Below are 26,521 nucleotides of genomic sequence, written 5' to 3'. Positions count from 1 at the left end.
TTTTTGAAAAAAAAGTGATTTTTTATTTGAAAAATACAATTTAGGATATTACATTTGAGCATATACAAAGATTAAAACACAACGAATGAAAAGAGTAATTGTAGATTACGCTAAATTAACGAATGAGATCTTAACCTTATTGGTTGAGAAGTTTCCTGACGGATATGATGATTCTGATATTGTCCGTTTTAAAAACGCTAAGAATGAGACTATTGAAGCAGTGGAAGTACGTACAGAAGACACTATCTACTTAGTGAAAGTAAGCATGAAATTGGCTGACAGAATTGAGAATTTTGACGAAGATGATGAAGACATCGATGCAGGAGAAGATTCATTAGACGCATTAAAAGAATTGGCTATCGAAGACGATGCTGATGATGAAGAAGATGATGATAAAAATGACGAACCTGTTGACGAAGACGACACAGACGAAGAAGATTAAATACAAAAAGAGGAACTCGACGGGTTCCTCTTTTATTTTATAAATACCTCTCTTTAAAAACAGCCAAATGATGATTTTGGTGCCCAATAATAATAAAACCAACTGCCCTAACCGACATCGGGTTATTTGAAGCGATTCCCTTTTTCAGCAAATCCTCTTCCGTGAAACTTTTGAAAAGTGTTATGGTTGCGTGGCGCACAGCAGTCAGTTCGGTAAGCAGATCTTTTAAATGACGCTTGTTGGCTGTCGGATTGACTACTTCCGCATACTTATTTTCATCAAAACCCGGTAACGGCGTTTCATCACTTCTTGAAAAACGCAAAGCCCTATAAGCAAAAACCCGTTCTGCATCAATAATGTGTTGCAATATCTCTTTAATTGTCCACTTTCCTTCCGCATAGCGATAATCAAATTTATCCATCGGTATATCCTGAACGAACTTTATGGTTTTATGCAGACTGATTTCCAATTCATCCAATAAATCAGTGTCATCTTTCAATGCATCAATGTATGTTTTGTAATAAGGAGCGAATTCGTCTGAGGTAAGTTGTTTCGGGTTCATAAATTACAGATTTGATTTACGGTTAAAATTAAAACAAAAAACCCGAAGCGTTAACTCCGGGTTCTATTATTTTTTCATGCGATTACATATCCTTGAAGATAGTATGCATTAATCGTTTTTTATCATTAATGCTCTCTTCAAGAGAAATCATTGTCTCGGTTCTGTATACACCGTCGATATCATCAATCATGTAAATTACCTCTTTTGCGTGTTTAGTATCACGAGCTCTGATTTTACAGAAAATATTAAATTTACCTGTAGTAACGTGAGCAACAGTAACAAACGGAATTTCATTTATTCTTTCCAAAACAAATTTAGTTTGTGAAGTGTTGTGAAGAAAAACACCAACATAAGCAATAAAGGAATACCCCAGCTTTTCATAGTCTAATGTTAAAGAAGAACCTTGGATAATTCCTGCATCCTCCATTTTTTTAACACGCACGTGAACCGTTCCTGCCGAAATCAACAATTTTTTTGCGATATCAGTGAAAGGCACTCTTGTATTATCAATTAACATATCTAATATTTGATGATCTACTTCATCTAAACGAAACTTACTCATAATAAAATCTATCTATATTATTTAAAAAGTCAAAATTAAGAATAAAAATTAATTATTTATCAATAAAACAATTAATTTATTATTTTTTTAGCAATCCATTAACGATTTTATTATGCATACCTATAATAAAATTTGCTTCCGAATCAACTTGCGGTAAAACACCTACCTGATTTTCAAACAATTGGTTTTGGAAATCATAGGTATAGTGACCGAAATTATCTTCCAATCCATCTATTTGTCGAATAGTCGCTTTGAAAGCAATTGTTTCGTTCAAAAGGATTTCGTTGTAATGGGCTGCAAAAGTAATGCTTTTTTCTGCATTATCAAGAATTACTTTGACATTTTTATAAAGAAAGTCATAAAAAATAGATTTATTTTGAGGAATATTGAAATAATCAAGAGTTTTGTTGTCAAGAATACGATTTTCTGAAACAGCTCTTAAAGCCGATAAATAGGAAATAAAAATCATTTTTCGCGTTGTTTCGCGTTGGTAGTCATCCTGAAAGTGCCCCGCTTCAAATAAAATAGTAGGTACACCAAGCGACTGAAACATATCCCCTATACAATTAATATTAAAGGAATCGTCAAAACGCCCAACCTGATTAGGGATATGCTTTTGCAAATCGGTATTCATGGCAGCGATAACATTAATTGCTTTCTGACGAACCTCATTTATTTCGCGCTCTTCATTGTATGATGGTGCCAAAAAGGAAACCGTAGCAGGATTATTCGTGTTTCCGGCGGCAAATATCGTGCGCTGATCATGAAGATTAAAGCAGAAATCAGGCTGAAATTCTTCAAAAATTTTACGAAGCAGCTTGCTTTCCGATTGTGTTAAGTCGAGAGAATCCCGATTTAAATCCACTTCATTGGCATTTACACGTGTATAGGCCTCCGCTCCGTCCGGATTTAATATCGGAATACACAAAAAAGTAAAGGACTTTTTTAAATCTGTCGCCAATTCCGAATCCGAATTGAGAAGATTAAAGAAATCAAAAAGTGCTTTTGTGGTAGTCGCTTCATTACCGTGCATTTGCGACCACATGTAAATTTTGAATTTTCCGGTTCCTACTTTAATAGTATAAATAGGTTTTTCCATTACAGATTTGCCAGAAACTGAAACCTCAAAATCAGTATTCAGTTTTTTTAAAAGTGGCTCAATATGTTTGTTGGTAACATATCTCCCGAAGAGGTTCTCTTCTTTATAAGTATCAAATAAATTATTAAAATTCATGGCTTAATTTTCTATTTACAAAAGTAAACATCTTATTTTTTACATTTGTAAACATTGAAAAATTAATCAAAATTTACGATTGTAAACAGGACTTATGTTTAAAGAACTTTCTTTTTATTTACTGATACCTTTGGTCGATCTATTTGTTAATATTTAATTTAAAAATACATTAAATCAAGAAGTTAAATTTATTTACATTAAGTTTTAGATTAATATATTTTACTTATTTACAATTGTAATATTTGCGTATTGATTTAAATTATTTACATTTGTAATCATTACTTCATATTGATATAATTTACAATGGTAAACACTGATGATTTTGTAAAAAGGCTTGAAAAAATACTGGATTATTACGGTTTATCGGCCTCAGGATTTGCAGATAAAATTGGCGTACAGCGTTCCAGTTTGTCTCACTTACTCTCCGGCAGAAATAAACCAAGTCTGGATTTTATCCTGAAAATAATTCAGGAATTTCCAGATGTGGATCTGTATTGGATTTTAAACGGAAGAGGAGATTTTCCTAAAAGTGATATGATTGAGAAATCTTCAAGAATTGAAAATCCGGTTCCAACAGCTACCCTATTTTCAGAAATCAAATCGGAAGAAATAAAAAATGAAAATCAACCCGATTTATTTTCCGCTGAACCAAGTATCGAAAAAAATCGCGTATTTGAAAATCAAAAAGATTTTTTTTCAAATACGCGAAATTTGGACAGTGTACAAGACAACCTGGAAATTGATCGAATTGTCATATTCTATAAAAACGGAACTTTTAAGAACTATAGGCCTGAATAATTAGGCTTCAGGTTCAAAACTATTTTGAGGAACTTTACCGAGCACTCCTTTAAAATTACTTTGCAGGATTTTAAAATCGGCATCCTTGTTTCCAGTTGGCTGAAATGCATCAAACAATCTGACTTCTTTCTTGCCCCAGTTGAAAGCTACGGGTACAATCGGAACGTTAGCTTTAAGTGCGATATAATAAAAACCGGTTTTCCACTCGGTCACTTTCTTTCTTGTGCCTTCCGGAGCTATCGCCAATCTGAAAACTTCATTACTTTCAAAAACTTTGGCAATGGCGTCTACTTTGTTCTCATTTTTCTGACGGTCTAAAGGCGCACCCCCCATCCATTTGAAATAGGCACCAAACGGAAATTTGAACAGTTCTTTTTTACCCACCCAATTGATTTCCAAACCGGTAATTCCGCGGGTAAAAATACCCAAATAGAAATCATGCCAGCTGGTGTGGGGCACTACGATCATAACGCATTTCTTAATGTCCGTCGGAACTGTTCCCGTGATTTTCCATCCCATTAATCGGAAGAATATAAACGTGTATATTTTTTGTTTCATTATAAAAACTTTGGTTCAAAAATAGCATTATATTTACGAATGAAATGCGAAGCGCGATGATTAAAAAGATTCTGAGTTATTTTATACCTATAAATATCTACCGAAAAAATTCCGAAATCAACAAAAGCCTTGAAGTAACCTGGACCAACGGGCAGTTAGTATTGGACTCTAAAAATACTAATTATTCTTATGGCAGTCTGCAACGCATTCTACGAAAAGGATTGCATTACATTGGTTTTGAACGTGTTCGTAAATTTGAAAGCATTCTGGTACTCGGCGTTGCAGGTGGAAGTGTGATTAAAACCCTGGTGGATGAAATCAAATTTAAAGGAGAAATTACCGGCGTGGAACTGGATCCAAACGTAATTGAAATTGCCAATACCTATTTTGGATTAAATCAGATTCCGAATCTTAAAATCATAAACGATGACGCGTTTGAATTCGTATTAAAAACCAAAGAAAAATACGATCTGATTATCATCGACATCTTTCAGGATACCAAAATGCCCAACTTCTTATTTGAGGATTTCTTTATTAACCGAATCAATTTTTTGTTGAATGTTGACGGATTTATTTTATTCAACACCATGACGTTAAATAAAAAGGACAAAGAGCGAAATGCAAGCTATCGATTACGATTTAATAGTGATTATTCGGTACGAATGTATCCGAAAGTGGAAGATCACAACGAATTGTTTACGATAAAGAAACTGAAGTAGTTACAGCTGTAATCGAAAGCCGAAAACATCCAAATCACCTTGTTTGAAATCTAAATCTTCCGAACGCTTAAATCCTATCGCCTCATACATTTTCCAGGCAGGTTTCATGGCGTTGGTCGTATGGATTATCATTTGTTTTTGCTTCTGATTTTTTGCTTTATCCAAACAGGCCAAAGTCAACGATTTACCGATGCCTTTCCCTCTTACGCTGTTATCTACTGCCAAAAGTCGAAAACCTGCAGCATTTTTTTCCTGTGTAGCGGTCCCTCCGGAACCATAATATTGCATGTCTCCGAAATATACAACAGCCCCTGCAATAGTCTCATCGGATGAAACCGACACCAAAATTTCAGTACCTGGTTTGCTTGTTAATTCTCCAACATTCGCAAGGAACTCATAATATTTAGGCTGTTCGTCAGGCTTTGGAAATCCATCCAATGCGGCATACACCTGAACCATCAGTTTGCCTATCGATTCAAACTCTTCTATTTTAGCTATTCGGATACTATATTCAGAATTACTCATTTAGGATATCAATTTTCTCGCTTTTTCCAAATCTTCCAAAGTATCGATTCCAATGCTTCCGTGATCGGTTTCCACCATTCGGATGCGTTTTCCGTACTCTAAATAGCGAAGTTGCTCCAGTTTTTCGGAAGCTTCTAATGCCAACATCGGTAATCTGTAAAAATCCATCAGAGCCTCTTTTCGGAAAGCATAAATCCCGATATGTTTCATATAACGAACGCCCACATTTTCTTCTCTCGGATACGGAATCACCGAACGTGAAAAGTACAACGCAAATCCCTGTTGATCAACGATAACCTTTACATTATTCGGATTTTCAATTTCGGATTTGTCTTTGATTTCAAACATCAACGAAGCCAAATCGACTTTCTTTTCAGCATCATTTTTAAAGATTTCAATAACCTGCTCCAACGGTTTTTTATTGATGAAAGGCTCATCGCCCTGAACATTTATTACCACGTCAACCTCCATGTTTTCAACGGCTTCTGCAATACGGTCACTCCCCGATTCATGTTCTTTTATACTCATGATGGCTTTCCCTCCGTTATTCACAATTTCATTGTAAATCAAATCGGAATCGGTTACCACAAAAACATCGTCAAACAATTTGGTTTCAACGGCGGCTTCATAGGTTCTTAGAATCACGGTTTTACCTCCTAAATCCTGCATAAGTTTCGCAGGAAAACGTGTGGAGGCATATCGGGCTGGAATTACGGCTATTATTTTCATTTTTTTGAGTAGCTGAGTTGCAAAGTGGCTAAGTTACTGAGTTTTTTTTTAATAAGGCGCTAAGGTTCTGAGTTACTAAGGCGCTAAGGTTTTTAAAAACTTTGTGAATCTCTGTGTCATTTTTTTTGACTCAATAATCTTGCTTCTTGACTCTATTCTCTTTTTCTATCATCTATTTTCTAATTTTCAAAACTATCATCCTTAAAACCAATCAAATACAATTTATCCTTCGCACGGGTAATGGCAGTGTATAACCAACGAATGTAATCCCTGTCGATGCCATCCGGTAAATACGGCTGTTCAATAAAAACTGTATTCCATTGTCCACCCTGAGATTTGTGACAGGTTATCGCGTAAGAGAATTTCACCTGAAGCGCATTAAAATATTCATTACTCTTGACCTTCTGCAGCATGCGGTATTTACTGGTTTCGTCTTCATAATCCTTCATCACTTCCTGATACAACAGGTTGGATTGTTCATAGGTTAATGACGGGGATTCGCTGGTCAAAGTATCTAAAATTAAAACTGTTTCAAGCGGAATCTGGTCCGGGTAATCAATCATTCTGATTTTTACTTTGGCGAATCTGAATCCGTACAGCTCCACAAACCGGAAAATTTCCAATACTTCTATGATATCCCCATTGGCAATAAAATCCGCGTCGTCATTGTCTTTCAGCCAAAAATAATTGTTTTTAACAACCATTAAAAAATCACCTGCCGAAAGTTCACTTTCCTTATCCAGGATTTTCATCCGGATCTGCTGATTGTATTGGTTCGCCCGCTTGTTGGAACGCACAATAAAACAAGTGTCTTCTATGCTGTAATTGGAATAAGCATTATGAATCGCATCCTGAATATCATATCCGTCGGTCAGTCGGATGATATCCTTAAATCCCTTTAGCTGAAACTGAAACGTGTCAATAAATTGTGATTTTAAAACTTCCCGCAATTCGGTAGCGTTGAATAGAATACCAGATTTTTCAGCCTGACGCATTACTTCATCCAGCTCAATATGAGGCACTTCCATGTTGTAATTCATCGAAAGTTTATTCATGTCCAAAGCCGGACTCACATCCATTCCCACCGGTGGCAACTGCGCTGTATCTCCGACCAAAATCATCTTACAATTGTGACCCGAATAAATATACATGATCAAGTCGTCTAACAACGAACCGTTTTCATACATGCTTGATTCTGTGGGTGAATCCGAAATCATCGAAGCCTCATCGACTATGAAAATGGTGTTTTTGAATTTATTCGGCTGCATCGTAAATGTCACTCCGCCTCCACTCTTTTTCGGAAAATAAATGCGCTTATGAATCGTATGCGCCGGTTTATCGGAATAATTGGCAATTACTTTTGCCGCACGTCCTGTAGGTGCTAACAAAACATACTTTTTATTAATGTCTTTCAACTGATTCACGATGGTGGAAATAACAGTTGTTTTTCCTGTACCGGCATATCCTTTCAAAACAAAAATCTCATCCTGATTTTCATTGGTGGTAAACTCGGCGATCTGCTGAAAAAAAATATCCTGTTTGGCAGTCGTCTGAAAAGGAAAATTTTGTTTGAGTAAGGAATAAAACTTGGCTGAAATCATTTCTTTTTTTGAATTTTTGGAGCATCACTTTTGGCATGAATTAATCCATTTTCCTGCTTTCCGCTATATCTTTTATCCCGTTTTTTTTTAAACGGGATAAAAGGATACCGTTGCTCCCGATAGCTATCGGGACAGGGCTAAGGAAAAACTTTTTAGCTTCTTTTAAACGTCCATACCTGACAGGTTTTAAAAAACCTGTCAGGTATTACAAGGTGCAACGATTCAAAGATAACAATGAATTTAAACACAAACTTGGTTTCCGCAGGAAAAAAAATGTAAATTTGCCTTAATCGGATTAAACGTATGACTACAGCTACAATTGCTTCAAAAAATTATAAAAAACTATCGGTTCAGGTTGCCCTGAACGGACTTTCTTTTTGCGTTTTTGATACTTTGAACGGAAATGTGCTCGACATCCAGGAAGTGAAATTCAATTATACACAATCGCTGGAAGACCAGTTGTGGCGCACTTTTGTAGATTTTTCCACTTTAACGAAACCCTACGATGAAGTCATGGTATTACACGACAACAGTCTAAGTACGTTTGTGCCGAAACCGCTTTTCGAAGAGGATTTTCTGGGCGGTTACCTGCAATACAATACCAAAGTTTTTGAATCCGATTTCTTTGCTTACGACGAAATGAGTACGTATGACATGAATAACGTTCATGTACCGTTTGTCAACGTAAACAACTTTCTGATAGATCAGTTTGGGGAATTCGATTATAAAAATGTGAATACTGTCTTGGTTTCAAGATTACTGGATTTATCCAAAAACAAAGAAGAAAAACAGGTTTATGTTCATTTGCAGGAAACTCATTTTGAAATCGTTATAACGCATAATCTAAAGTTGTTGTTATACAATTCTTTCGAGTACAAAACCCCGGAAGATTTTGTGTACTACCTGCTTTTTACCTTGGAACAACTGCAACTGAATCCCGAAACGGTTTCGGTATTTTTACTTGGGAAAATTTCAGAAGACAATCCATGTTTTGAAATCGCCTACCGCTATATCCGCAACATTTCATTATTGGATGTTTCGGCTTTAGCAACCAACTATTCGCTTTCACAAACGGAAGCATTACAACATTATATCCTATTGAATTCATGAGAATAATTTCCGGAAAATACAAAGGAAGACGCATCAGTCCGCCAAAAAATCTGCCTGTTCGTCCTACTACGGATATGTCTAAAGAAGCGTTGTTCAATATCCTGAACAATAATTTCAATTTCAGTGAATTAAAAGTACTGGATTTGTTCGCCGGTACCGGAAATATAAGTTATGAATTTGCATCACGCGGTTGTGAACCCATCACAAGTGTTGATGGTGATATGGGTTGTGTGAATTTCATCAAGAAAACTGCACAGGAATTCGAATTCGACATTACACCTATCAAAAGTGATGTTTTCAAGTTTCTGGAAAAATGCAAAGCGAGTTACGACATTATTTTTGCCGATCCTCCTTATGGAATGGAGCAAAAAGAATTTGAAAAAATCATTGAACTGGTTTTTGACAACGAGCTTTTGGAAGAAGACGGTATGATGGTTATTGAACATTCCAAACACACCAAACTGGATCACATGGAAAACTTCGCCTTTAACCGAAATTATGGCGGTTCCGTGTTTACTTTCTTTGAATTTGAACCAAATGAGGAAGAAATCGACGAAGAAGATGACGATGATGAATTTGACAGTTAACTATTTGATCCTGTTTAAATTTTCATCTATACTTTTTTCCTGAAATTCCGAATTTTTAATCTTTCCAAAGAAATATTTTATCGATAGTGAAAGCATGTGCACATCCGTAAAATATTTCCCGTTAGCAGTAATTGAATTCATTGTAAAGTTTTCATAGTATTTCAGTTTTTTAAAAATGTCATTGTAACTCAAAGTACAATCAAAATGTTTTAAAAAAGTTTTTGAGACCGCCAGATCTATCGTAAATAAAGCATTCCTTTCAAAAACACCTTCTTTTTGTTCGGTTAAACCCCAACCAGTTACAGCCAATTCTATAGCTTTAGGTAATTTAAAAGAGTGATTGGAATAATAATACAAGTATGGTTTTGAAGTCATCATTGCAGCTGATGGATCTTCAATTTTATTTATTGTCGCACTCAAAACGTTTGTTGTTGACCAGGATTTATAATGAAATGGTAAGGTAAACTCTAAATTAAAACCTGTTTCTTTTTCAAAATTCGTAGGTTTAAAAGTTAGAAGATTTTGTGTTTCATCATATGAAATTCCGTAATAAACAGGATTTTTTTTCTTATTATAACTCAACCTTACCGATTTTTCGTTGTGTTGAAAACTCACAGCAACTTCATCAATAATTGTCGGATTCAAATTAATGTTATTGGTAAAAACTAAATACGGATTGATATAAGTCGAAATTTGATTCGTTGATGAAAAATTGGGTCTCAAAATACTTTTTGCATAATTAAAAGTGATTGTTTTGGTGCTGTCAATCGGGATTTCGAGTTGCAGTTTAGGAAAGAAATTAATATAATCCTTATCGATTGATAGTTCGTTTTCATTTTCATATTTACCTTTTATAACGGTATTTTCGCCTCTCAATCCAATAGAATAACTCATTTTTTTAATCGCTCCGGATAGTTGTGAATATCCTGCGTTGTTTTTCTCTTTATAATTATATCTTGACGTTGTGGTGCTTGGAGGATTAAAATTTTCAGCAAAGAAATCTGAGTTCGAATTTGCTTGTGAAGAAAGTGCTCCGAGTTCCAATTTCATTTGATTTCGAAATGTTTTTACAAAATCCAACCTTCCGGAAAAAACGGTTATACTGAATTTCTGATCTCTATTTTGCGATATTTCAAATTCAGTATCATTATAATTATTGGAAATAAAGCTTTCCATTTTCTTATCGAAATTGGAATACTGAAATCCGGTAAACACAATTCCTTCTATACTTTTAATTTTATGATTGTAATTTATAAATGCATTATAAAATTGCCTCTTTTCCTTATTTTCATTTGATGTTTCAATGCTGTTTTCTGCATTTAGATCCGCATTGTAAGTTATTGTGTTGATATCAAATTGATCCTTATGAGTATTTCCGTTAAAATTGAATGAGAGATAATCGTCTTCATTGATTTTATAAAAAACACCACTCCCGAAAATAAACTGAGGTCTTTTGGTTACAGCTTCCGTCAAATAATTAGATGTAATACCTTCGTTATGAATCGTAAAATCATTACCGTTACTTTCCCAAAGCGTTAATTGGTTGTAATTGAAATTTACTTTGTATTCAAATCTGTTCTTCTTGATGGTTGAATTGACTCCAAAATAATTGTTGAAATATTTTTTGAAAGAAGCATTTTCAGTAACAACTATTTTAAAGCCTTCTTTTTTACTCAGTTTTAGCGTTATTAAAACGACAACTCTTCCATTAGCTTCATATTTTGAAGAAGGATTGTCAATGATTTCAATCGTTTTTATGTCTTCCACAGACAACGAATTTAAATCATTGATTTCGACTCTCTGATTATCAATGTAAATCAACGGGCTTCCTTTGCCTGCTACAGTAATATTTTCTTTGTTTGGACTTATCTGAATTTTAGGTAATTTAGCTAATAAATCCAGCGTATTTGAAACTCCATTCAACACCGAATTGGCCACATCTATTTTTATCGTTCCGTTTTTATTCGAAAATGTTCTAAGATTTGTTTTCACCACTACTTCCTCTAAATTTTTGGAAGAATCCTGAGCGTTTCCAAAGTGAAATGTGAAGAATAAGGCCAGAATAATTATCGTTTGCTTTCTCATTATTTTTATTTGAGCGCAAATTTGATTCTAAAGTTTCACACCGAAAGTTAATTGAAGGTTAATGCAGGGTTAATAAGATTTCTTTTGGATAAAAAAGCTAATTTTGAAATGTTGAAATAAGGTAAATGAAACTCAAAGTAAATTTTTTAATAGGTCTTTCCGCAATTGTTCTGGTGGCGCTTTCGGCAATACAATTTTATTTGGTTAAAACCACTTATGACTATAAAGTAGCCCAATTCCGAGGCGAAGTCAAAGAAAAAATAGCAAAAATCACCAATAATTTCAGCGATATTGATTCTACTACTTTCAATAAAAAAGACCTCCTTTACAAGGAATTGGCTGAAAACTACTTTACAGATCCAAAAAGCCGGTCAAGTATAAAAGAAAGAATATTAGAGAATGATTTCAAAGGTGAATTGACATCAAAATTAAAACGTAAACTTGAACTGGAATTCCCTGATAATGATATTGATTTTGCCATAGTTTTAGACAAATTTGTCATTTACGGTAACAATCAAAAAACAGATACGCTGTTTTCTGAAAAACCTTTTATAAAAAATAAAATTTACGGTAATTTGAAATCGCTTGACAATGCTTTTCTGGTTCGGAGTTATGTAGGGACAACGAGTGATTTTACAACTAGGCAACACATAAATTCTCCTTACAGACTACTTACGGAAGATACGCTTTATGTCTCGATTGAGAATTGGGAAATAATCATCCTCAAACGAATGGCTCTGATATTCATCTTCTCAATAGCATCAATGCTTATTTTGATTAGCTTATTTGTTATTGCAATCAAAGCTTTGATAAAGCAAAAAAAAGTAAGCGATATAAAAACTGATTTCATCAACAATATTACGCATGAACTGAAAACACCATTAACCACTCTATCCGTTTCCACTAGAATTTTAGAAAGACCGGAAATTAAAGAGAATGAGAACACCTTCAATGCGGTTCTTGATACGATAAATCGTCAAAATATTCGTTTACAGAATCTTATAGATCAGGTAATGACTAATTCCTTAGGTCATGATGAAATTGAACTTCAGAAAGAAAAGATAAACTTAAATTCATTTTTAACGACTATCGTTGATGATTTTAAAGTTGTACATCCGAAGGCATTAATTTCAACAGTATTCAATACTCCGGAACTTTCGTTAGATCTTGACAAATTTCATTTGACTACGGCCATAAACAATGTTTTGGAAAATGCTGTAAAATATGGTTGTACGGAAATATCAATAACAACTTCACTGAAAAACAATAACCTTAAAATCAGCATTCAGGACAACGGAATTGGTATTTCAAAAGAAAAGCATACCCTTTTATTTGATAAATTCTATAGAGTTGAAAAAGGCAACCTTCACAATACAAAAGGCTTGGGTTTAGGACTTTATTATGTAGATCAAATTATAAAAGCGCATAAGGGCTCCGTTAAAGTCATCAGTGATTTAGGAAAAGGTGCGACTTTTACCATAAGCATTCCTTCTATTTAGTTTCCTATGAAAAAAATACTTTTAGCTGAAGACGACACCGATTTTGCACTTGTCCTGAAGCAATATCTTGAATTGTACGGTTATACCGTTGTTTGGGCAAAAGACGGAGAAGAAGCTTTGCAGATGTTTCAAAATGAGGCTTTCAGTATTTGTATTTTTGATGTGATGATGCCGAAGATAGACGGATTTACGCTGGCTGAAAAGATCATTAAAGTAAATCCTGAAACGCCTTTTATCTTCCTCACGGCAAAAAAAATGAAAGAGGACAAAATCAAAGGTTTAAAACTCGGCGCTGATGATTATATCGTAAAACCGTTTGAAGCGGATGAATTGGTTCTAAGAATAAATAATATCCTGAAAAGAACAGGAAAAAACGATGTTTCAATATCGGAAAAAATTAAAATCGGTTCTTATCTTTTTGATACATTACGATTCGAGTTACATTTCAATACCGAAATTCAAAGAGTCACCGAAAAAGAAGCTGCTTTACTCCTTTTCCTTTTCCAAAATAAAAACCGTCTGTTAAAGCGGGAGGAAATTTTAAAATCACTTTGGGGTACAGATGATTTTTTCTCCGGGAGAAGCATGGATGTATATATCAGTAAACTAAGGAAATATTTATGCAATGATGCTAATATCTCCATTGAAAGTATCCGAAATATTGGTTTGGAATTAAAAATAAAAAATGCAGACCTATAAGCCGGATTCTGTTCTCATCATTACTGATGATACCTTATCATTTATCTAGATTATCCATTACTGAATAACTCAAGCTGCCTACCCTTCAACAACGGACGAGTCGCCCTTAAATGCTGATATACTTGGCATTTCACCGCATAGAGTTTACCTGGTTTCACTACAGCATTACCTGTACATACTTTCTGTTGCACTTGTCCTCGCCTTTCGACGGACGGGCGTTACCCGCTATGCTACTCTTTGGTGTCCGGACTTTCCTCCCTCTCGTCACAAAAGACGAGACGACGATAAGGCGGTCTGCACTGCAAACTTACGATAAAAAAATGGCCAAAATCAATTTTCTCAAAAACACTTTAACATTAGTTTCTGTAAAAAGAGTGGATAAAAATCGTAAATTTAATATCCCTAAATCCAATTTTTTTCAAATCATGATACATACTTATAATTATGGAAGTGTTTCCAAGGCATTACAGGAACTCAAGGAATTGGGCTTTGTCATTGATTTCAATATAAATAACAGTGAATTCAAAAGTAACCCGCATGATTTTGAGATTGTACATATCTATCGTTATGAGGGGGATTCCAATCCTGACGACGAAGCGACGGTTTATGGTATTAAATCCAAATCAGGCAAAAAAGGGGTATTCGTGTCCGGATATGCTGCTAATTCCGAATCTGATTCTGCCCGTTTTTTGATAGGACTTTCTATTAAATCACGAAAAGGACTGTGAGTTGAAAGTCGGAAACGGAAATAATTTTTACACATTCAAATCAATAAATCTCATTGTTAGTACTCAATTGTTCAAATGTTTAATCAAAAACACCTAATTATGGCTCATACATACCACTACGCAACCGTTTCCGAAGCTTTGGACGAATTGAATGAAAATGGTTTTACCCATGATTTCAACATTAATGAAAAGGATATCGTGTCCCATCCTGAAAATTATGAAATTGTACACATTTACCGCTATGAAGGCGATAGTAGTCCGGATGATGAAGCTACGGTTTACGGAATAAAATCGATTAAAAACGGTAAAAAAGGTGTTTTTGTAACCGGATTTTCGGCAAATTCAGAGAGTGAAGCTGCTAAAATTTTAATTGATCTTTCCATAAAAAGAAGCCGTTGATGATTTGTGAATAACTTTTCTTCAAATAATCGAATTACAGAATAAGAAAATCAGCAAAAATTCTATATTTGTAATCGATTAAAAATCTATGGAACAATTCGTCGTATCAGCCCGTAAATACAGACCCCAAACGTTTAAGGACGTGGTTGGGCAACAGGCAATTACAAATACGTTACTGAATGCCATAGATAATAATCACCTGGCTCAGGCACTACTTTTCACAGGGCCTCGTGGTGTTGGAAAAACGACATGCGCGCGTATTCTAGCCCGAAAAATCAATCAGGAAGGTTATGACGATCCGTATGAGGATTTTGCATTCAACGTATTCGAACTGGATGCCGCTTCCAATAACTCGGTTGACGATATCCGAAATCTGATCGATCAGGTTCGTATCCCACCACAAACAGGAAAATACAAAGTGTATATTATTGACGAGGTACACATGCTGTCTCAGGCCGCTTTCAATGCGTTTCTTAAGACACTGGAAGAACCGCCGCGTCATGCCATATTCATTTTAGCTACTACCGAAAAGCACAAAATCATACCAACGATATTATCACGTTGTCAGATATTTGATTTCAAGCGAATTACCGTTAAAGATGCTAAAGATCATTTGGCGGAAGTTGCTGCAAGTCAGAATATCACTTTTGAAGACGATGCTTTACATATCATCGCCCAAAAAGCGGATGGTGCTATGCGTGATGCCTTATCGATATTTGACCGTGTGGTTTCCTTCTGCGGAAGCAATCTTACGCGTCAGGCAGTAACGGAAAATCTAAACGTACTTGATTTCGAATATTATATAAAAGTAACCGATTTGATTCTGGAGAATAAGATTCCGGAATTACTGCTGGCTTACAATGATATTTTGGCGAAAGGTTTTGACGGACATCATTTTGTAGCCGGTTTGGCTTCGCATTTCAGGGATTTATGGGTTTGTAAAAATCCGGCCACTTTGATTTTACTGGAAGCCGGGGAACATGCTCAGAATTTATACCGTGAACAGGCACAAAAAACATCACAGGAGTTTCTTTTACAGGGAATTGAAATCGCCAATGATTGTGATTTAAAATATAAAGTATCGCAAAACCAACGCCTTTTGGTTGAACTTTGCCTTATGCAGCTTGCCTCTATCACTTTTGATGGAGAAAAAAAAAAGCTGAGTCCTTTATAATTCCGCCCACGTATTATCGAAATTCTGCTTATTCCATTACCGAAGTTAAACCTAAGGGTGAAATTCCGGTTAGTACTACTCAGTCAGAATCTATAGAAAGACAAATTCCGAGTACAATTGAAGTTTCAGAAAACAATGCTATTTCTCAAAATATGGCACCTGTTGTTGAAATTGCCAAACCACTCACCCCTGAAGTTAAACCTGTAGTCCTGTCGGAACTCTCAACCGGACCTAAAGTTTCCGCATTATCATTGGCCAGTATCAAGGCCAAACGCGAACTGGAAGCAAGTCAGAAAGCGAATGTAAAACACTATGATGAGTTGCCGAAAGAGCCTTTCACGGAAACGGAAATGTTGCTGCAATGGACTAACTTTGCCCAGAAACTGAGTGACAAAGGCCAGAAAATCATGGCAACCTACATGCTTATCAACGATCCGACTTTGGATGGGTTTACCATAAAACTGGAATTGCCAAATGAAGGCTCAAAAGTGGATTTTGATGCCAGCAAAAATGAATTAGTAGGCTACTTGCGCGGAAAACTGCATAATCACGACATCGTAATTGACGTTCACGTAAACGAAGTTACCGAAACCAAATATGCGTTTACTCCGATGGAAAAATACGAAAAACTAAAAAGCCTCAACCCGGCAATGGAGTTGTTGCGTAAGACTTTTGATTTGGATGTATAGAAGAAAAGGTTCTGAGGTGCTGAGAAGCTAAGGTTCTGAGGTTTTTCTTTTAAAGAAAAGAAAGGTTGAACGTAGTAAGTCTTCATTTCTTCATGAAATATAAAATCTCTACTTACTCAAGACTGTTGGTTTTTATTTCCTTAACAAGCACAATCGTTATTTTTTTTGACATATTCAATCGTTGTCTTGCAAAGTTTTTCAAGGATCGGAATATTTATATCTGATAGTTTCTTTACATAAATACAGGCTTTACTAATTTTGAATTTTCCCAATTCATTAAACAAATGTTCACTGTCCTGTTCCTGACAATGTACATAAAGTGAAAATGCAGCTTTTCGTGGTGAAAAGCCTATAAGTGGGGCATCACCCTCGTGTCCGCTTGCATATTTGTAATGGTAACTTCCAAATCCAATAATTGTTGACCCCCACATTTTGGGTTCAAATCCGGACCATTCACGCATTAACTCAATTAAGCGAAAACTATCTTCTTTCTTCTGGTCATTATCCACATAGGAATTGATGAAATCAATTACATTGGCTTCTGTTTCGTTTGTTTTATTTTTTGCCATAAATATCAAATTTTTGCAGATATATTTATAGTTTGCATGTCTTCTGTTACAAAACCTGCTAAGATTCTGATCATTTTTTAGCAGATGGAGATTTTTTTTGTTTGTTTTACCACTAAACCCAAGGTTCAAAATGAAGTTTCAGTCCCTATAAACTATCCGGATGTTCTATGACTACGCGTGTTCAAAACCGTTGTTGGCAGCAGTTAATTTTTTTCGATTTCATAATAATCAACCCAATCTTTTATTCTTCCAACAAACATTTTAAGATAGTTTTCAGTCAGAAATATATTAGACCAATCAAATCTTTGAGCTTGAACACCAAGATAAAAAATAAAAATTGATGCTCCTGTTTCTGGGATTAAATTTACCTCTTTATCTGATAATTCTCTAAATTCTTTGTAACCTTCAAGAAAACTTTTGACTTTTACTTCGTATTGATTTTTGTCTTGTTCAATGAAAAATAATTGTTTGCAGAAATACCCAACATCTAAAATAAGTAATCCATTTCCGCAATTATCAAAGTCGAATATCGTTATTTCATTTTCTGCATTTATGCTGAAATTGTCATACCAAATATCAAGATGAACAATTCCTTTTTGGTTATCTGTTAAATTGCTCTCTTGAAAGGTTTTCGATATTTTTTCACCAATTTCTTTTAAGAATTTCATTTCACTCAAATCTTCGGTGAAAAATGGTTTTAAATAGTTATATGATTTTTTTAAAAGTATTTCAGAATCATAATTCACTCTATCGATTTTTTTGCTTGCCGTTATATTATGAATTTTAGCAATAAGAGAACCAATAGCAAAGCAATTATCATTTGTCATAAATCGTTTTTTTTCACCATTTGCAAATGAAAAAAGCACAACATAACGAATTCCTTCAGGAGCATTAACTTCTTGAATTAATTCACCGTTTTTATCAGAAATTGGAAATGAAACAGAAAGGCTGTTGTTTTTGAGTAGTTGCAAGAGTTCTAATTCTTCTTTGATTTCAGTTTTACTTCTCCAATTATAACAGTAAACTCTAGCAACATATTTTGTGTCTGAGTCTGAGATAAAATAAGTATGATTTACTCCAGTTCTGAATAATTTACATTCAAAATTGCTGTTTAGGTTGTATTTTTCTAATATAAAATTGCCTAAATCTTTTTCTGATAATGTAGAAGCAATTACAGGGAAAGTTGTCATTCGGTTTCGTTCTGGTTTAATTGTGGCTAACTTCCCGTGGCTTTGTGAAGTTTGGGGAACGATTAGCCAAATGTATAAATTTAAGATAAAGTTTACAAATACAAAACTACCATAATTTTAAGCCTTAAAGCCCAAATTTAGCAAAACCACTGTTAGCCTTAGTTTTTTATTTTATCGGTTTAGCCCAATCTGAATTTCTTATTAAAATTATTCCTTGAGCATAGTCTGTCGTTGAAGTGTTTTTATCTGTAATTTTCATTCCAGAAATGAGACTTAAAAAACCTGTGCTTTTAATTAGTCTTAATGATTTTTTGTAAGGTGATTTTGGTTTGTTTATATCAAAAAAAGTATTTGTGTTTTTATTTGTTACATTTTTTAAATCGCTAATTCCGAAGTGATAAAGCGAAAAAGTATTGTCACAAGAAACACCTGTTTTTGTGTGTTCTTTATTGCTTCTTAAAAAGAAAGGTAAATATTTAGAAGGAGCATCCATGTAGCTGTCTAAATATCTGGATATAATAGTATATGTTTTGTTTTTAACAGGTGAATTTTGATTTTGCATAAGTGCTCCAAAATCTTTCTTGCCATTCATTTCTTTTTGCAAAACATGTGCTTCACCAAAATAGCCATAAATTTTTTGCCCTTCAAAATTATATCTTTTATATAAGTCATTGAAATTTAAAAACATTACATCTTCTCTAGCAGTAGTTTTATAATCTATTATATTTTTTCTAATATGCTCAATATCTATTGCATAATTTATGTTTGTCGAATTTAGATTTATTGAAGAAATAAGTTTTGGTAATTTATCTTTTACCCATTCTAAAAATAAATTCTCATCTTTTGGAAAGTCGGATGAAAGATTTATTTTACTTAACAGTATTTTTAAGTGGTTTTTGGTAACATCTATATTTTGAATTTTATCAATTCCATAAACTTTAATTTGTGAATTTTCAGAATTTGCCTCGTTTAATTTATAAATTTGAATCCATTTATTTTTGTAATCAAGGTTATTGTGTCCATGATATATTATCCAACTGTTTAAAACGTAGTCAATTAGTTTCTCATTTCCACTTTTTAAATATTCATTCAGAAAATACGCTTGACTAAAATCAATTTCTGCTAAATGAATTTTCATTCCTGCCTTTTTATTGAAATATTTGATGAGTTCAAAATCAATCTTTGTTGTTTCTTTTATTCCGTGAAATTCTCCGTAAAGAAATAGATCATTTGTTTTTATATAATAATCCAAATGTCTAAAAGTTAAATTTTCATTCTGATTAACCGACTCAAACAAATTTTTATTTTCTTCCCAATATTGATTGTATGTTTCACCTGAATAGTTGTCATATTTTTTGACGGTGAAACTATAAAGTAAACATAAAAGTAAAGTGATACATAAATATTTTAATCCTTTCAATAGCTTGTTTTTCAATTAGATCCTTTTTTTGGGTTAAAATTACGGCTAACTTATTATATATACCCTAATTGCTATATAATGATCAAAATCAGTAAAGCAATTTATTTAGAAATTTTTCCAAGCCGGTTAAGTTCTTGTTTACATCATTCGGAATAAAATCACTATCCCTGGAAGCTAAGTACCCGTTTAAAGTACTGTAATTTATTTTCAACTGATCGAGGTTCAATAATACGGTTTTTGGATTTTGATTGAGCCTTACCGCAGCTGTTTTTGCGAACAACCATTTAAAATTTTCATTCTTAAATTTATCAGATACATTCAATTTTAAAACCTTCTGATTGTTCACTACCGTCAGTTCCATTTTTTGTATCTGATGCCAGGCAATTGAATTCTTTAAAATTCTGTTATCCATAATTCCACTTTCATCCATAACTACTTGTGGATTTTTGTCCAATAAGCTTTTCAATGCAACAAACAAAGTTACTGCTCCTAAAATAAGCTCCAATACACCTACCATTCTGACAGTATGGATATCCGATTTAAAGCAATACAGCCCTATCAATACTATAAGAACAGATATCATTAACAACTTAATCATTTTTGGCAGAGAAAAATATAGTTTCAGATTTATCATGTGTATTTTTAAATTTTGTTTTTTTTTGTTAACCTTAATTTTACTAACTGAAACTTAAATACCTGTTTAACAGTTAATCAAGTATTCTTTAAAACCTTAGTTCCTCAGTACCTCAGAACCTCAGTACCTCCAAAAAAACTAAATTTTCCCGCTGTACATCGCCTTAACCACACCATCGGAAAGTCCTATTTTCGGTACGTAGATGTTTCTTGCACCACTCCACTTCATCGCATTTAAGTAAATACGTAAAGCGTGAATGATTACGTCGGCGCGGTCTGTATTTAATCCTAATTCGGCAACGCGTTGTTCATAAGTGAGTGCGTTCAGTTTTTGGTATTCGGCATTCAGGTAAATATAGGACAGTGGTTTTTCCTGTACTTTTCCGGATAATTTGAAAATCTTGTTGATGTTACCGCCGGAACCGATGAGCGTGACGTTTTCATACGGTTCTGTATTGGTTTTAATCCATTTTTCAATTTCCAGCCAAACAACCTCATTTACCATATTGTTCAGCAAACGCACGGTTCCGTTTTTGAAAGATTTTGAGGTAATCATTTTTCCTTCGGAGAACAGCGAGAATTCTGTACTTCCACCACCTACGTCCACATACAAATACGTTTGATCGGTTTTTATGAAGTGATGTAAATCGGAAGAAGCGATAATGGCCGCCTCTTTTTTACCATCGATGATTTCGATTTTCACATCGGCTTTTTTCTTAACTATTTCAGTAACTTCTTTTCCGTTATAAGCCTCACGCATAGCAGAAGTAGCGCATGCCATATAACGTTCCACTTTATATACTTTCATCAGTAATTTGAACGCTTTCATGGCGTCAATCATCCGGTCGATATTCTCCTCCGTAATTTCACCAACCGTAAATGCATCCTGTCCCAAACGGATCGGCACACGAATCAAGGCACTTTTATTGAACTGCGTTTCTTTTCCTTCTTGCTCTATTATATTCATTATCAGCAATCGCATGGCATTGGAACCAATATCTATAGCTGCATACTTTTTAATTGAAATCATCTTAATTGACGCTGTTATTTGTTAATCAGAAATTTAAGGCCGGTTTAAACAGTTAGATTGTTTCGGCAACAACTTCCAATTTATCGCAGTAATACTTATACATTTCGTGTTGTGCACGGAACATCTTTTCGTTAGGTTGTTTTCTGTACTGATTGTCTAATTTTTCGGAATGCAGACGAGCTTTAACATTCGCTTTCCATCCTATTTCAAAGGTATCCAGCATTTCCTGCTTAATATCTTCATCATAAATCGGACAACTCACTTCTACCCTGGCATCCAGATTTCGGGTCATAAAATCGGCAGAAGAAATATAGATGTGCGGATTCCCATCATTGGCAAAAATATACAATCGGGAATGCTCTAAATAATTATCTACTATACTGATGGCTTCGATGTTCTCACTCATGCCCGGTACACCCGGAATAAGCGAACAGATTCCTCTTATGACTAATTGTACTTTTACACCGGCTCTGCTGGCCTCATACAATTTATCAATCATCTTCAAATCGGTCAGACTGTTCATTTTTAACTTTATAAAAGCTTCCCTTCCGACCGATGCATTCAGGATTTCCGTGTCAATAAGTTTATAGAATTTGGAACGGGTATAATGCGGCGAAACCAATAAATGCTTGTAACGGTACACACGGTAATTCACATCAAAAAATTCGAAAATTTTAGAAACGTCGCGCATAATCTGAACGTGACTTGTAAATAACGTGACATCGGTATAAACTTTGGCGGTGCTTTCGTTAAAATTTCCTGTGGAAATGATTCCGTAACGCTTGATTTTACCTTCCTCCATTCGTTCGATAACGCAAATCTTGCTGTGTACTTTCAGGCCTTTTACCCCGAAAATCAGTTCGATTCCTTCCGTTTGCATCATTTCTGCATAAGAAATATTGCTGGCTTCATCAAAACGAGCTTGTAATTCGATTTGAACCACTACTTTTTTTCCGTTTTTTGCAGCGTTGATAAGCGAACTTATTATCTGGGAATTTTTGGCCAGACGGTAAAGTGTAATTTTAATGGAAACCACTTTCGGATCCAAAGCCGCCTCGCGAAGGAATTTAATCACATAGGAAAAGGACTGATAAGGCGCATTAATCAAATAATCTTTGTGTTTTATCTTTTCCAGAATACTTCCTTCAAGATTTAATCCCACAACAGGTAACGGTGGATTTTGTTTTTTTAATAGATCGTAGCGTCCCAGATTCGGAAAATCCATGTAATCACGGCGGTTATGATAACGGCCACCCGGAATTAAACTGTCGGTTGCATCAATTCCCATTCGGGTAAGGAAAAAAGCCAGGGTATCTTTTTCGATGGATTGATCGTATACAAATCGCACAGGTTCCCCTATTCGTCTGTCTTTTACACTCGACGATATTTTCTCCATGAAACTTTTATTCAGATCGGCATCAATATCCAGTTCGGCATCACGGGTGATTTTGATCATGTGTGCCGAAATACTTTCGTAATCGAAAATATTAAAAATATTATGCAGGTTATAGCGGATAACATCATCCAAAAGAATAATGTACTGCTTGTCTGTACTCGATGGAAGTACCACGAAACGGTTGATGGTTTTAGGGATTTCAATAACGGCATAACGCATTTCTTTCTTCTGAACAATTTTTGAAAGAATTGTGTTTTGCGGCTTCGGTTTCATTACCAATTTAACGGCTAAATATCCTGAAGTATCTTTTAACAATGGGAATTCGTCCAAATCATTAAGGATAATGGTAACCAGTTCGGGGCTGACTTTCTGAATGAAAAAATCCCTGATAAAGTTTTGCTGCTCCTTATTGATTTCATTTTCGTTAATGATGAAAATACTTTCTTTTTCCAGCATTTTTTCGATAACACTCAGCGTTCTCAAACTTTCCGACTGCTGTTCAATAACGATTTCAGTAATATCTTTAAGTAATTGTTCGGCAGAAATTCCTCCGAGTATTTTTTCCCCGGAAATACCTTCCGAATTTAATCTGCGGATAGCGGCATAGCGCACGCGGAAAAATTCATCTAAATTATTAGAAAAAATTCCTAAAAAACGTAACCGGTCTAGTAATGGTACGGTTTCATCCGCTGCTTCCTGAAGTACTCTGGCGTTAAAGGCTAACCAACTTTTTTCTCTGTCTATATATCTGTTTTCCTGCGTACTGCTCATGATTTTAATTGACTCGGAAAAATCGTCTTTATAATTTTTCCTTTTTGTATGTTTTTCCAATCTTCTTCTTCAAACTTTAATGAGACAAAGCCCGATGTGGGAACATTATCTATGTAACAATCCCCAAATTTATTAACAAAATTTGTGATTGCCTCATTATGTCCGAAAAGAATTAGGCTATCATACTTGTTTTCGCAGTTTTTTATGATTTTCTCTAAACTTTTTTCGTCGAAGGTGTATAAATCTTCCTTGTACAATATGGTTTCTAAAGGGATGGACAGATTCTGAGCGTAAATTATTGCGGTTTCCTTTGCCCTTTTTGCAGGACTACTCCAAACGATGAATGTTTTCGGTAAAAATTGATCGACAGCATGAGAAGTCAGATGAGCGTCTCCGATACCTCTCCTGGACAAAGGTCTGTCTATATCTTTCTGTGGTGTATCCCAACTTGATTTGGCATGACGGATGAGAATTAAGTTTTTCATAACTAACAATTTAGCTTTATAAAGTAAGAAAAAAAAATCCAGAAAAGCCAGAGAAGAATTGTCAAATAAATGTTAATTCACAGATAAAACGCTCACTTTCATCGAAAATGTAATCAATTATTATTGATGCAAGATTTTATTTAAATAATTTAGGCTTAACAAATTATCGAATTACATTTTGTTTGAAATCATCGGGTCATTTTAAATCTTAATACCACACCAAGATTTATTAATAACCTTTCAATCAACTTGTGCTTTGTTCTCATTGAAGAATTGAGAGCAGAGTCGTGTCTATTCTTTCCGACAGATTTTTATTGCCGTGTAAATTTTAGGGCTCAAGGTTCTGTTTGCTTACTCTTTTGTAATGCTAAACAGAGGTTTGTCCTCTGAAATTAGTGTATTTCAAAATTACGGATTTATTAAAATGAAATTAATAAAGTAATGTCCATGAAACCAAAAATTACCTTATTATTGTTATTCTTCCTGGTAGGAATCAATAACGTTTTTTCTCAGTTTACGTCTCAAAAACCAGACTTACGTTTATGTGGTACTGCTCCCAATTACTATGAAGATTACTTTAATTGTACTTCTAATAATTATACGTTAAACAGGGTTTTCCTTAGTCTTACCAACGTCAATGGTGTCCCTTTATCAAACACTACCTGTACCCCTGGCTCAAGTCAGCCAATGTATGTCATGCTAAATTATACATCCAATGCCAACAGCAGTATTGGCCAAACCCGTATTTTTGCGGATTTATCTATTGACGGTGTTGTCACCCCTTTAAATATTTATCTTGGAACTGTTGCACCGGGAACTGGTCAGCGTCAAATTTACGGCCCTTTTAATTGGGTTTGTGGTCAAGAATTGGCTTTGTGCCGAATTTTAGCTGTATGGCAAACTAACGGAGGTCCAAACGATCCCGAACTTAATTCGTACACTTGTAATACCTACAGTAAATCACAATGTGAATTTGGAAGTTGCATGATTGTAGCGGCTCCGTTAGCTGTGGAATACACATACACTGTTTGTACAACTGGAAATCAATCTGTTGTAACTTTCAATGATGAAACTTCCGGTGGTATTCAACCATATACTTACTCATGGAATTTCGGTGATGGTTCTCCATTATCAACACTACAGAATCCAACGCATAATTTCCCCTATCCCGGAGGTCCGTATACAGTTACTTTAACGGTAACGGATTCAAATCTTCCAAATCATCTCGTTAGCACCTATACGCAAATCATTACTCCCCCTGCTCCAATTACAATAACAGGGGTAGCTACTTCTGCAAGCTGTTCAAATCAGAATGATGGAGCTATCGATGCAACTGTTAGTGGAGGAACGCCTCCTTATTCCTATTCGTGGAGTAATGGGCCTACCACCCAAGACATTTCAGGTTTATCACCCGGCACCTACACTCTTACCGTAACCGATGCTTTTGGATGTATTAAAAGTCAGTCGTTTGTAATCGGAGCAGGTGATACCAGTAATCCTTCAGTCAATGCTCCCAATGATGTAACTATAGAAGGTTGCGGAACTGCTTCTATGGCTTCGCAAGGACTATTGCCGTTTTCAGCCTCTCCGGTTGTTATAACACTACAACAGTTTACGACAGCTGGAGGAAGCTATGTTGATGTATCTTCTTTAAATTCAATTACTTATCAAGATATTGCATCAGGAAGTTGTCCAACCGTAGTTACCAGAACATTTAGATTGACCGATGTTTGTGGTAACATGGGTACTGATCAACAACTTATCACAATAGAGGACACAACTCCTCCTATAATTGATGCATTGCCAGCTCCTTCAGCCATTAATTGTCCGGCGGTTCCTCAATTTACACAGGCTACAGCAACTGATAATTGTGGTGCTGCCACCACACTAACATTCAACGATGTAACTACTCCTGGACAATGTGCCGGCTCCTATTCTGTAACCAGAACATGGACTGCTACTGATGCCTGCGGAAACTCTTCAACCAAATCACAAACTATTAATGTACAAGATGTAACGGCTCCGGTAATCGCGAATTTACCGGTTCCATCAACTATAAACTGTCCTGCAGTTCCTCAATTTGCTCAGGCAACGGCTACAGATGCCTGCGGTTCAGCGTTCACATTGACTTTTAATGACGTGACAACTCCCGGACAATGTGCCGGCTCCTATTCTGTAACCAGAACATGGACTGCCACTGATGCCTGTAATAATTCATCAACGAAATCACAAACTATTAATGTGCAGGATGTAACGGCTCCGGTTATTGCGGCGCTACCAGCACCATCAACCATCGATTGTCCGGCAGTACCTCAATTTGCTCAGGC

At 35.1% G+C, this 26,521-nt stretch carries 26 protein-coding genes, 1 other RNA gene and 1 pseudogene; 12 read left to right on the top strand and 16 right to left on the bottom strand.

Annotated features, from left to right (window positions below; genetic code table 11):
* Positions 1-85 precede the first annotated feature (85 nt).
* Positions 86-442, top strand: coding sequence for a hypothetical protein (locus FLJC2902T_RS10260; protein WP_023579716.1), 357 nt, complete (start codon positions 86-88; stop codon positions 440-442).
* Positions 443-479: 37 nt separating this feature from the next.
* Here FLJC2902T_RS10260 and FLJC2902T_RS10255 read toward each other — a convergent pair whose 3' ends face one another.
* The 3 genes from FLJC2902T_RS10255 to FLJC2902T_RS10245 form a co-directional block, all read right to left on the bottom strand.
* A complete protein-coding gene (locus FLJC2902T_RS10255) occupies positions 480-1,004 on the bottom strand; it encodes a DinB family protein (protein ID WP_023579715.1) in 525 nt (174 codons plus the stop codon).
* Between the two features lie 82 nt (positions 1,005-1,086).
* A complete protein-coding gene (locus FLJC2902T_RS10250) occupies positions 1,087-1,566 on the bottom strand; it encodes an Lrp/AsnC family transcriptional regulator (RefSeq protein WP_023576701.1) in 480 nt (159 codons plus the stop codon).
* Positions 1,567-1,645: 79 nt separating this feature from the next.
* Positions 1,646-2,800 carry a M14 family metallopeptidase gene (locus FLJC2902T_RS10245; RefSeq protein WP_023579713.1) on the bottom strand — a complete coding sequence of 385 codons (1,155 nt, stop codon included), beginning with the start codon at positions 2,798-2,800 and terminating at the stop codon, positions 1,646-1,648.
* A 303-nt stretch (positions 2,801-3,103) separates the two neighbouring features.
* On the opposite strand from FLJC2902T_RS10245, the gene FLJC2902T_RS10240 reads away from it, so the two are divergent.
* Positions 3,104-3,598, top strand: a complete 495-nt coding sequence (locus FLJC2902T_RS10240) for a helix-turn-helix domain-containing protein (protein ID WP_023579712.1) — start codon at positions 3,104-3,106, stop codon at positions 3,596-3,598.
* On the opposite strand, the gene FLJC2902T_RS10235 is transcribed toward FLJC2902T_RS10240, so the two are convergent.
* Entirely contained in the window at positions 3,599-4,156 is a 558-nt protein-coding gene (locus tag FLJC2902T_RS10235) for a 1-acyl-sn-glycerol-3-phosphate acyltransferase (protein ID WP_023579711.1), read from the bottom strand. It abuts the gene before it with no gap.
* Between the two features lie 56 nt (positions 4,157-4,212).
* On the opposite strand from FLJC2902T_RS10235, the gene FLJC2902T_RS10230 reads away from it, so the two are divergent.
* Positions 4,213-4,875, top strand: a complete 663-nt coding sequence (locus FLJC2902T_RS10230) for a spermidine synthase (RefSeq protein WP_023579710.1) — start codon at positions 4,213-4,215, stop codon at positions 4,873-4,875.
* Here the strand turns inward: FLJC2902T_RS10230 and FLJC2902T_RS10225 are convergent, their stop codons facing one another.
* The 3 genes from FLJC2902T_RS10225 to FLJC2902T_RS10215 form a co-directional block, all read right to left on the bottom strand.
* Positions 4,876-5,400: a GNAT family N-acetyltransferase gene (locus FLJC2902T_RS10225; protein ID WP_023579709.1), complete on the bottom strand. Its 525-nt coding sequence runs from the start codon at positions 5,398-5,400 to the stop codon at positions 4,876-4,878.
* Positions 5,401-6,129: a 3-deoxy-manno-octulosonate cytidylyltransferase gene (gene kdsB / locus FLJC2902T_RS10220; RefSeq protein WP_023579708.1), complete on the bottom strand. Its 729-nt coding sequence runs from the start codon at positions 6,127-6,129 to the stop codon at positions 5,401-5,403.
* A 179-nt stretch (positions 6,130-6,308) separates the two neighbouring features.
* A complete protein-coding gene (locus FLJC2902T_RS10215; protein ID WP_023579707.1) occupies positions 6,309-7,730 on the bottom strand; it encodes an ATP-dependent DNA helicase in 1,422 nt (473 codons plus the stop codon).
* 303 nt (positions 7,731-8,033) lie between these two features.
* Between FLJC2902T_RS10215 and FLJC2902T_RS10210 the strand changes: the two genes are divergently transcribed.
* Both FLJC2902T_RS10210 and rsmD read left to right on the top strand, forming a co-directional pair.
* Positions 8,034-8,840, top strand: coding sequence for a DUF3822 family protein (locus FLJC2902T_RS10210; RefSeq protein WP_035678298.1), 807 nt, complete (start codon positions 8,034-8,036; stop codon positions 8,838-8,840).
* Entirely contained in the window at positions 8,837-9,427 is a 591-nt protein-coding gene (gene rsmD / locus FLJC2902T_RS10205; protein WP_023579706.1) for a 16S rRNA (guanine(966)-N(2))-methyltransferase RsmD, read from the top strand. Before FLJC2902T_RS10210 ends, rsmD begins: the two co-directional genes overlap by 4 nt.
* On the opposite strand, the gene FLJC2902T_RS10200 is transcribed toward rsmD, so the two are convergent.
* Positions 9,428-11,512, bottom strand: coding sequence for an outer membrane beta-barrel protein (locus FLJC2902T_RS10200; protein WP_023579705.1), 2,085 nt, complete (start codon positions 11,510-11,512; stop codon positions 9,428-9,430).
* A 125-nt stretch (positions 11,513-11,637) separates the two neighbouring features.
* Here FLJC2902T_RS10200 and FLJC2902T_RS10195 point away from each other — a divergent pair, with 125 nt between their 5' ends.
* Positions 11,638-13,011, top strand: a complete 1,374-nt coding sequence (locus FLJC2902T_RS10195) for a sensor histidine kinase (protein ID WP_023579704.1) — start codon at positions 11,638-11,640, stop codon at positions 13,009-13,011.
* 6 nt (positions 13,012-13,017) lie between these two features.
* A pseudogene (locus tag FLJC2902T_RS10190) lies at positions 13,018-13,695 on the top strand (response regulator transcription factor); the annotation flags it as partial.
* On the opposite strand, the gene rnpB reads toward FLJC2902T_RS10190, so the two are convergent.
* An RNA gene (gene rnpB, locus FLJC2902T_RS15865) (RNase P RNA component class A) lies at positions 13,692-14,011 on the bottom strand. The pseudogene FLJC2902T_RS10190 and the gene rnpB overlap by 4 nt on opposite strands.
* 124 nt (positions 14,012-14,135) lie before the next feature.
* Between rnpB and FLJC2902T_RS10185 the strand changes: the two genes are divergently transcribed.
* The 4 genes from FLJC2902T_RS10185 to FLJC2902T_RS10170 all read left to right on the top strand — a co-directional run bounded on the left by FLJC2902T_RS10185 (position 14,136) and on the right by FLJC2902T_RS10170 (position 16,700).
* Entirely contained in the window at positions 14,136-14,438 is a 303-nt protein-coding gene (locus FLJC2902T_RS10185; RefSeq protein WP_035678338.1) for a hypothetical protein, read from the top strand.
* A gap of 99 nt (positions 14,439-14,537) precedes the next feature.
* Positions 14,538-14,837, top strand: a complete 300-nt coding sequence (locus tag FLJC2902T_RS10180; RefSeq protein ID WP_023579701.1) for a hypothetical protein — start codon at positions 14,538-14,540, stop codon at positions 14,835-14,837.
* Positions 14,838-14,925: 88 nt separating this feature from the next.
* Positions 14,926-16,011: a DNA polymerase III subunit gamma/tau gene (dnaX, locus tag FLJC2902T_RS10175; protein ID WP_023579700.1), complete on the top strand. Its 1,086-nt coding sequence runs from the start codon at positions 14,926-14,928 to the stop codon at positions 16,009-16,011.
* Positions 16,012-16,163: 152 nt separating this feature from the next.
* Positions 16,164-16,700 (top strand): hypothetical protein, encoded by a 537-nt coding sequence (locus FLJC2902T_RS10170; protein ID WP_023579699.1) that lies wholly within the window; start codon positions 16,164-16,166, stop codon positions 16,698-16,700.
* Between the two features lie 140 nt (positions 16,701-16,840).
* Here FLJC2902T_RS10170 and FLJC2902T_RS10165 read toward each other — a convergent pair whose 3' ends face one another.
* The 7 genes from FLJC2902T_RS10165 to FLJC2902T_RS10135 all read right to left on the bottom strand — a co-directional run bounded on the left by FLJC2902T_RS10165 (position 16,841) and on the right by FLJC2902T_RS10135 (position 24,194).
* The gene (locus FLJC2902T_RS10165) at positions 16,841-17,269 is read right to left on the bottom strand and encodes a DUF1801 domain-containing protein (RefSeq protein WP_023579698.1); all 429 of its coding nucleotides are present in this window, start codon (positions 17,267-17,269) and stop codon (positions 16,841-16,843) included.
* A gap of 203 nt (positions 17,270-17,472) precedes the next feature.
* Entirely contained in the window at positions 17,473-18,459 is a 987-nt protein-coding gene (locus FLJC2902T_RS10160; protein ID WP_023579697.1) for a phosphotransferase, read from the bottom strand.
* Between the two features lie 166 nt (positions 18,460-18,625).
* Entirely contained in the window at positions 18,626-19,894 is a 1,269-nt protein-coding gene (locus tag FLJC2902T_RS10155) for a TraB/GumN family protein (protein ID WP_035678296.1), read from the bottom strand.
* 73 nt (positions 19,895-19,967) lie between these two features.
* Positions 19,968-20,477, bottom strand: coding sequence for an STM3941 family protein (locus tag FLJC2902T_RS10150; RefSeq protein WP_155958891.1), 510 nt, complete (start codon positions 20,475-20,477; stop codon positions 19,968-19,970).
* A 174-nt stretch (positions 20,478-20,651) separates the two neighbouring features.
* Complete coding sequence (locus FLJC2902T_RS10145; protein WP_023579694.1) at positions 20,652-21,542, bottom strand: Ppx/GppA phosphatase family protein; 891 nt, start codon at positions 21,540-21,542, stop codon at positions 20,652-20,654.
* A 52-nt stretch (positions 21,543-21,594) separates the two neighbouring features.
* A complete protein-coding gene (gene ppk1 / locus FLJC2902T_RS10140; RefSeq protein WP_035678330.1) occupies positions 21,595-23,709 on the bottom strand; it encodes a polyphosphate kinase 1 in 2,115 nt (704 codons plus the stop codon).
* Complete coding sequence (locus FLJC2902T_RS10135) at positions 23,706-24,194, bottom strand: SixA phosphatase family protein (RefSeq protein ID WP_023579692.1); 489 nt, start codon at positions 24,192-24,194, stop codon at positions 23,706-23,708. Before FLJC2902T_RS10135 ends, ppk1 begins: the two co-directional genes overlap by 4 nt.
* 447 nt (positions 24,195-24,641) lie before the next feature.
* Between FLJC2902T_RS10135 and FLJC2902T_RS10130 the strand changes: the two genes are divergently transcribed.
* Positions 24,642-26,521 (top strand): HYR-like domain-containing protein (locus tag FLJC2902T_RS10130; RefSeq protein WP_162147684.1); only part of this gene is annotated, 1,880 nt, incomplete at its 3' end.

Origin of the sequence: Flavobacterium limnosediminis JC2902, assembly GCF_000498535.1 — a bacterium.
Taxonomy (GTDB): Bacteria; Bacteroidota; Bacteroidia; order Flavobacteriales; family Flavobacteriaceae; genus Flavobacterium; species Flavobacterium limnosediminis.
The sequence above is the reverse complement of the archived record's forward strand: the minus strand, read 5'-3'. Positions and strand labels throughout refer to the sequence as shown.